The organism is Alkalibacillus haloalkaliphilus C5 (assembly GCF_000269905.1).
Classification (GTDB): domain Bacteria; phylum Bacillota; class Bacilli; order Bacillales; family Alkalibacillaceae; genus Alkalibacillus; species Alkalibacillus haloalkaliphilus_A.
In genome coordinates this window covers 1-8,921 of sequence record NZ_AKIF01000121.1, presented here as the reverse complement: position 1 = coordinate 8,921, position 8,921 = coordinate 1, and the positions used below count along the sequence as shown (strand labels likewise).

Here is an 8,921-nt window from a genome sequence, read left to right as displayed (position 1 = left end):
TGCTTTTGACCCGGATACTGGTGATGAAGTTTGGACGTTTACGACTGAACAAAATGAAGGATTCGCATCCAGACCTGTATATGATGACCAAACGCTTTATGTAACGAGTGCAAACTTAGATCAAGGTTCTGCTACCTTATATGCCATTAACGCTCAATCTGGTGAAGTGTTATGGCAACAGCAAGGGTTAGGAGACCCACAAGCTGGTTCACCAATTGTTTATGAAGATCTCGTTATTGCAAGTTCTTTAGCACAACCGGTTTTAAAAGCATTTGATAAAAATACTGGTGAAGAATTATGGAGTAACCAGTCGTATGGTACAAGTTATCACAACGGTGCAGTTAGTAGTAATGGCGTTTTATTTTTAACAAACTCTAACGGCTCATTCTTCGCAATTGATGTGTATACTGGCGAAGTCATGGAAGAATATAGTATGCCTAACTACAGCACATCTGGAACTTTAATACTACCTGGTACTGTAATCGTGCCAAATGTTAATGGCGTACAATCCTATTCGTCCCCAGGCATACTTACAGGTACGATTACTGACGAAGACGGACAACCTCTTGAAGGGACAGTCAGTGTAAAAGACACAGATCAATCCGTAGAAGCAAATGAAGACGGGACCTTTACTTTAATGCACCAACCCGGTGAGTATGAAGTGAAAGTCGAATATTATGGGAAAGAACAAGTTCATGAACACGTGAACTTCGTATCAGGATACGAAGTCGAGAAGGATTATACATTAACTGATGCATCGGTCGGTTCATTAGATATTACGATTATAGATGAACGAACGGATCTTCCACTCGAAGATGTTACTGTAGATTTAATCAACACACCTATTAGCGGTAGTACTGACTCAGATGGTGTGTTTCAAGAACAAGAAGTACACGCTGGAAGTTATAACCTTAACCTCCAACTAAACGGATTTGTTGAAGTGAGTGACGAAATTGAAATATCTGCAGATACAGACAACTCATTTGAATTCACTTTACAACCTTATGACATAGCTGTTTTAAATGATTTCGAATCAGAAATAACTAGTTTTTTAAACATGAACGGCTTTGCGGCTGAAGAACGTGATTGGGATGTCGCAGAAGACCTAGACAACTATGACATCCTTTATTTAAATGGTGCCTACACGAGTGGTGGATGGCTACCTGATGAGGATACGTTTAATGAACTAGTTGAACAAGCCGAAGCAAGTAATGTTCATCTCGTATTTGCTGATACTTGGGGACCTAGTTACGGATCCATTAGGCATTTAGTAGATTACTACAATGATCCAAAAGAGATCTCTCACACTTACAATTCTGGAACCGTCTCTATGCAAGTTAACGAAGCACACCCAGTCTTTGATGGGTATGACGTCGGAGACACACTCACACTTTATGAACAAGGTGGAGATTTCGCTTGGTTCAATGAATACTCTGGCCGTGAGATTAGTAGCATTGGCTCTTCTCAACTAGGCATGGTCGGGACAGGAATCGGTTATAAAGCAATCACAGAAGATAGCGCACACCTTTTACTAGCTTCACATGCCGCTTCACCATGGGTGTCACCATACCAAGGCTGGCTACCTGATATGCAAAATACTTTCCTAAACAGCATCGAATACTTACAAAATGTCGAGTTCGGTGAAGTAAATGGCACAATTGAAGATCAAAGTGGTAATCAAATAAACGCTACAGTAATAGTAGAGGAAACGAACCAAACTTTTGAAACTGATGGCGAATTACAGTTCTACCATGATGAAGGTAACTATACGTTAACGATTAGATCAGAAGGATTCGAAACAGAAACTTTAGAGATTGAAGTGGAACATGGATCACCGTTCTCTTTTAATGCCGAATTACAATCAACCGATGGCGGTTCCGTGTCGGGTACAGTGTTAGATGAGTGGACTTCAAACGCCCTAGAAAACGTTACCGTTGAAGCTATTAATGATGATGAAATCATTGCGGAGACAGAAACTGACGAGACAGGATACTATGAACTATTAAACTTAGATGAAGGTGATTATGAATTAACATTTTCACTAGATGGTCATTTAAGTGAAACAACTAGCATTGAATTAGCGTCAAGTCCTGTAACAGTTGATCAAACTTTAAGAGAAACACCTGACATTGCTGTGTTAGAAGACTATTTCTCTAGTAGTCGTAACTTCCAACATGTATTTAGTGAATATGGCATTGAAGTTGAAGAATTAACTTATAATAATGTGCACGATCATGTCGGTGACTTTGATGTTATTTTCATAAATGCTATGAGTAGTATTTCGTTTGGAGAAGAAGACATTGATGAACTATTTAAATTAGCTGATGAAGAGAATACTAGTCTAGTTATTGGGGAGACAGACTCATCTACGTCTCCACTACCAGCTATTGTTGACCATCGGAATGATCCTGAGTATAGTAACACCGTAAGTGATACGTCAAATCCATCAGGGTATATAGTAACTGAAGAGCATGATTTGTTCAGGAATTATGAACAGGGAGAGTTTATTGAGTTATTAGTTCCTTCAAATAGTAATATTGGCTACTTCGAGAATTATAGTGGTTACACGATCGCAGAAAGCCAACACCAAGGGTCAAACCAATATGGTCCTGCTGTAGCTTATAAACCGAGAACTGATTCAAGTGTTGAACTGTTAATGGCTGGTCACGGTTTCTCAATTAGACATCATGGTGATCACTACACTGAAGAAGCACTAGAGCTTCTACTAGATTCAGTCGTTTGGGCAGCTCATGCTGAATTTTCAACAATTGATGGAACTGTTACAGATGAGAATGGAGAACCTTTACTAGCATCAATCAGTATTGTTGGAGATGACATCGAGGAAATGACAGATTCTAGCTCAGGAGAGTTTTCAATTCCTATTTTGGATGGAGATTATGAGTTAGAAATCAGTTCATTTGGTTATGAAACTAAAACTGTCTCTGCTTCTGCAGGACAAGATGGAGAACCTTTAAATATTACGATGCAAGTTAGTGATGATGCCGGAACAATTACAGGGCATATTGAAAGCGAAGTGGATGCGAGTGCCATTGCCGATGTATCGGTTAATTTAGAAGGTTTTCCAAGATCAACAATTTCAAATACTCAAGGTGCTTATACGATAGAGAACATCGAGCCTGGAACGTACACATTAACATTTGAGTCTGAACATTACGTCTTAAAAGAGATTGATGTAGAAGTTCAGCCAGGTGAAACTACAACTCATAACATCGAGTTAAAACCATCCCCTACTGTAGGGATTATTGTAGATAACACCTCTTCTTCTGGCGTCACGTTAAGTGAGTACCTTGAAGAGAGAGGGTATAACACAACAGACCTTTTATACACTGATATTGATCAACTTAGTGAAGTCGATTTAGTCTTCGCTAACTCGGATTATGGACATGAGTTCAATCCTACTAAAGAAGAGTTTGATCGATTCGTTGAAAAGCTAGATGAAGAACAATTACCTGTGATTTGGACAGGCCATACCGGTGGCAGAGGTGCCATTCGTTTTCTAAATGAATTTGAGAATAATCCTGGATCAGAAATAACTGGTCAAAATTCCAATGTCGCTGGTAAAGCAACCGAAGAACATCCAATTGTAGAAGGGGTTGAAATTCAAACCCCATTCCCAATGGAAGCAAGTTTTGACCGTTATTATGCTTTTGATGATTATGACGGTGAAACAATTGCACAAGTAGAAATTGACGAAGAACGAATCGGTGATTTAATCGCATATAAAGGGCGTACAACTGAGTCAGTTGAGATTCTGTTAGGTAATATGACGATTAGCAATTTATTCCACCCTGGTGGTGACTTTGATGAAAACAGAGAAACAATTATTAACAATGCCATCCTTTGGGCTTTAGATCATGAAGAACCTTTAGCTGGAGATTTACATGGTGCTCTAGAAAATGATTTAGACCAAACAATTCAAGGAACCGTTACCGTAGTAGAAACAGGTAAATCTATTACAACTGATCAGCAAGGCGAATTTTTCTTAGGTTTACCTGCTGGTGATTACACTTTATTAGTTGATTCTTACGGACATGAAACGACTGAATTCGAGGTCACTATTGATAACGGTTCCGTTTATGATGAAGTGTTTACACTAGAGTCAAATGATGTCGGCGTAATAAGTGGTACAGTATACGACTCACAAACTGAAGAAAGTATTCCAGGAGCTACAATTAGCTTACTCGGTACACCAATTGACGTTGAGGCTGATGAAAATGGTTATTATGAAGTTGTTGCACCTGTAGGCGAATACGACGTTCGTGCAAACGCACCTGGATTTATGGGGCAGACGACTTCTAACGTAGAAGTTGTTAAAGGTGAAGAAGTCACAACAAACTTCTATATGAGCGAATCAGAAGAAATCGCCGTAATAACAACAACAACTAACCAGAGTCGCTTTGACGTGCTGTTTGACGAAATTGGTTATGAAGTTGATTACTTCTCAAGTGCTAATACTGAACAACTTTTAGAAGTAATTGATGAGTACGCTCTAATTATCTTCAATAACCGTTCTTCTAGTATAAGCAATGAAGAGTTTCAAGAATTAATTGATGAAGCAGATGAACGTGAGATTAGCATGATCTTTACCTCACAGTTCAGTGGCGGAACGATCGCTGACCTTAGAGACGTTTACAGTAACCCAGAGTCTGTTAGTTGGAGCTTTGTCCCAGGTCACGTTAACTTAGCGATAGAAACGGGTCACCCTTTATTTGCTGGAATTTCTGAAGAAGAATTCAGCATTTTAGAAAGTGGCTCTAGTAATCAGCAATATGCCGTTTACAACAATTATAGCGGGACAACAGTCGGTCAAATTTCGCATAATGAAGAAGGAACTTTAGGTGAAGGTATTGGATATGACTTTAGAACAGCCAATAGCGTCCACCTCCTTCTATCCGGCTTACAAGTAGGAACTTATGCTGATGTAGAGTCAAACTGGACAGATGAAGCAAAATTACTCTATGCCAATTCAATTGATTGGGCTATATCCGCTAGTTTGGGTGAAATTACAGGTACTGTTACAGACGAAGATGGTAATCCAATTGAACAAGCTAACGTATCGATTCCAGACAATGATTTAGAAGTTGTGACGAATGCCAACGGAGAGTACCGTATAGGCATTGGAAGTGGAACTTATGACGTGACAGCTCAAGCTACTGGCTTCCATGAAAAGACTCAATCAGTCACGATTGAAGAACAAGGTGATACTGTAGAGTTAAACTTCTCTTTAGAAGAAATAAAAGGAACATCGATCTCCGGTACCATCATTGATAATGAGACGAATAATTCTATTGAAGAAGCGACTGTCACACTAACGAAAGACGATGAAGAGTTGGAAGTGACTAAGTCGAACGCAGATGGTGAATATTCTTTCGATCAACTACTTCCTGGCGATTACATTGTCAGCGTAGAAAAAGATGGCTATATCGGTTCAAAAGATGAAATTAATGTTGAGACAGAACCAATCAACGTTGACTTAATGCTTAACAATATTATTGTCGCAGTAATTGAAGATCACAACCAAGAATTAGAAAGCTTACTCAATGAACATGACCTTTTCGCTGAATCGGTTAGTTGGGATGTTTTAGATCACATTGAACAGTTCGAACTCGTTGTCGTCAATAGTTACAAAGCTGACGATGAACAAGTTGAACAATTAATCGAACGAACTGATGAACTTGAAATCAGTGTTATGTTCTTAGGAACTTGGGGGCAAAATGATGGTTCTATCCACTTACTTGAACAATATGCTGGATACCCTACTCATGACCAGCACGGTTATGACGAAGGTGAAGTAATCTTAAACATTGGTGAGATAGACCACCCTATTTTCAATGAACTACCTGATTCTTTTGTCATACACGGGGAAGGAAGTCCGTATTCTACATTTAAAGACTACCCCGGTTCTAACCTTGCTAACTTAAATGTTAATGATGAGGACTTAGGGACTGCCATAGCTTATGAATATCGCAGTGAACAATCAATCCATCTATTGTTATCTTCCTTTGCTGCAACTAATATGATTGCACCAACTTATGGATGGACTGAAGATGCTAAAACATTATTTGTACAATCTGCTCAATACGCTATGGAAGCTGAGACAGAGTTTGAAGAACCAGCCAAACCAGCATTTGATGAGGAACAAATTCGTACAAATGAGCGAGAAGTAGAAATCACTGGAACTTCAGACCCTAATGTGTCGATCAACATTTACGAAAAACAAGGTAACAACCAGTCAATGATTAAAACAATTACATCTGATGAGGAAGGTAACTTTGAAACTATGATTGACTTTGAACACAATGGTAATACCTTCTTATATGCAGAAGCAGAAAATGCAGCAGGTAAATCCGAGATGAGCGAACGTTTACAAGTCATCATTACAGGTAACCCAAACAGAAATCAACCTAATCATTCGGAAGAGGAACAAGAAGTTACAGAAAATAATCCTAAGGATGAAGTCGATGGTGAAAATGGAGAAAGATCTCAAAGTGACGAAAAGTAACGTCTTCTAAATAACTAATAAACCCAACTAGTCATATAACACGACTAGTTGGGTTTTTAATTGTATAAAATTAAAAAACATAATTCTCTATTTTTAGGTGGAGCAGTCGGTGTTCTTACTGTATATCTAGTAAGTTTGTCTGTTGGAGGAGCGACTTTAATGGTGTTTTAGCAGGAAGTGCTTCTTATATTGCAGGACCAGCTGCACTTAGAACGTCAGTACCGGCCGACTCTTTTCATGTTCTGTTTTTATATGAAATCTATCTTTAGTAGTCACCAATAGAAGAACAGATATTTAATGAGTCACAGTTTTAAGCTTATCAGGGTTTAAAACCATATAAATTTCCTTTATTTCTTCTCCAACTATATAAAAACTAATAACACTATGAACTTTTCCACCTACATAATTAACAAGTCCGGGTTGACCATTAATGTTTTTAAACTCGAAATAAAAATCATTAGGTACTTTTTCAACAACACCTGACATAAACCTTAAAACATTTGTCTTTGTTATAATTGGACGAATAGCCGCTTTCACTTTACCTCCGCCATCAGAGTATAGTATTACTTCATCAGATAATAGATAGAGTAATTCATCGGTTTTTTGACTTTGAAAAGCTTGAACAAACCGTTCAACAATTGTTTTATTACGGTCATAATTTAAGCTTTCTTCTTTAACAGTCGAAAGTTTCTTTTTTGAACGACTATAGATCTTACGACAATTATCCTCATATTTACTTACGATATCTGCAATTTCTTTGTAAGAAAATCCAAACGCTTCTCTCAAAAGAAAAACTGCACGTTCATGAGGTGATAAGTTCTCCATCAATCGAAGGTAAGCAATGCTTAAGCCCTCTATATTTAAAGTGTTCTCTAAAGTTGTATCATAATTATCCTGATTAATAATTAGAGGTTCTGGGTGCCAAGGACCTACATAACACTCCCGTTTATGTTGGGCAGACTTAAGATGATCCAAACAACGATTAGTCATGACCTTACAAAGATAAGCCTTTTTATTTTCAATGTTCTTTCCATCAATTTGTATTGCTTTTAACAATGTCTCTTGAACGAAATCTTCAGTATCAGTCACAGAACCGAGTAGTCGATACCCTAATGAAAATAGTAGAGGCTTCAACTCTTTATATTCTTCTTGACTAATTTCCAATACGACCCTCCCCCTTTCTCAATCGAAGAATCTCCTCTGCCGCTTTCTTACCACTACTAACTGCCGCTTCAGACAATATTAAGTCCGAAGATGTCCAATCACCAGCAATATATAATCTATCAATATCAGTTTCAATATATGATAGCTTCTTTTCATCACCAATTTGAGGCACCCTTTGGTTAACAACTATTTGAGGCAAACACCGACTAGCGATTTCATATTTCCGCCAGCCGGGTTGAATTCGATCCAAAAATTGTTCTAACTCAAGTTTTACTTGTTTACTCTCTATCTTTTCGTCAGGATGAAAGTATTTAAAAACATGGAGTACAACACCATCCTCATGGTCTGAAAGTTTAGCAAATGTTGAATGCACAGAATAATATAATGGCTCATGTAAACCTAATGCTAAAAGTTTATTAGTATTAGGTAATTGAGACAATGCAATATCTAGCGTAGCACCACACACAGGGTCAAAATGTTCAGATACCTCGGTGTACCTCTTGTTTAACATACGGTTAAGTTCATGGGGGGATGTAGTACAAATAACTTCATTACTTAAAATAACTTGATCATTTGAAAGCTTCAACTGAAATAGATCATTGTCATTAGGCGTGATTTTTATTACGTTTCTCTGTTTTTTTTCACTTACACCTAATGCAATCGCTTTGTTGTGAAGTTGATCAATCATTGACTGCCACCCACCATCTAAATACGTAACACCACCCATTACAAGCTTTAAGTGATTAATAATGACTTTAGCACTTACTCGCTCTGGAGCATGACAGTAGGTTGCCAGTCGCCCTAACATAACAATAATCGAACGAACATTATTCGAATTAATTCTTTGTTCAAGCCATTGTTTAAACGTTAAATCTTTAACTTTGTTAGTGTCTGTTTTCTTTATCTCCATTAAAATCTTAATGAACTCTAAGCGCTCTTTCCAATTAAAATATTTAGTAGTAATTAGCTTTAGAGGTGTGAATGGAGCATCAAATTCGTGGTTACCATCTACGAAACTACCGTTTAATTTTGGCGTCTTTCCCTCTAATGTTATACCTAATTCTTCTAGAATTAACTTAGCTTTCCCTTTTTTATATAATGCATGAGGGCCTAAGTTGAAATACTGACCTTGAATATGATTTGTTCTAGCTCTACCTCCCATCTCCTTCCCCTTTTCGATTAAAACAACTGATATATTTGACTCCGCTAAAAAGTTAGCTGCAACGTAACCAGC

General features: G+C 37.8%; 3 protein-coding genes. 1 reads left to right on the top strand and 2 read right to left on the bottom strand.

Features of this window, described 5'->3' with window-relative positions; translation table 11 throughout:
• Positions 1 to 6,523 (top strand): carboxypeptidase regulatory-like domain-containing protein (locus tag A194_RS0111990; RefSeq protein ID WP_029425240.1); only part of this gene is annotated, 6,523 nt, incomplete at its 5' end.
• A gap of 294 nt (positions 6,524 to 6,817) precedes the next feature.
• Here A194_RS0111990 and A194_RS0111985 read toward each other — a convergent pair.
• Together A194_RS0111985 and A194_RS18340 are read right to left on the bottom strand one after the other, a co-directional pair.
• Entirely contained in the window at positions 6,818 to 7,687 is an 870-nt protein-coding gene (locus A194_RS0111985) for an RNA polymerase sigma-70 factor (protein WP_017187075.1), read from the bottom strand.
• On the bottom strand, positions 7,677 to 8,921 hold a 1,245-nt coding region (locus tag A194_RS18340; protein ID WP_017187074.1), incomplete at its 5' end, for an FAD-dependent oxidoreductase. The genes A194_RS18340 and A194_RS0111985, both read right to left, overlap by 11 nt.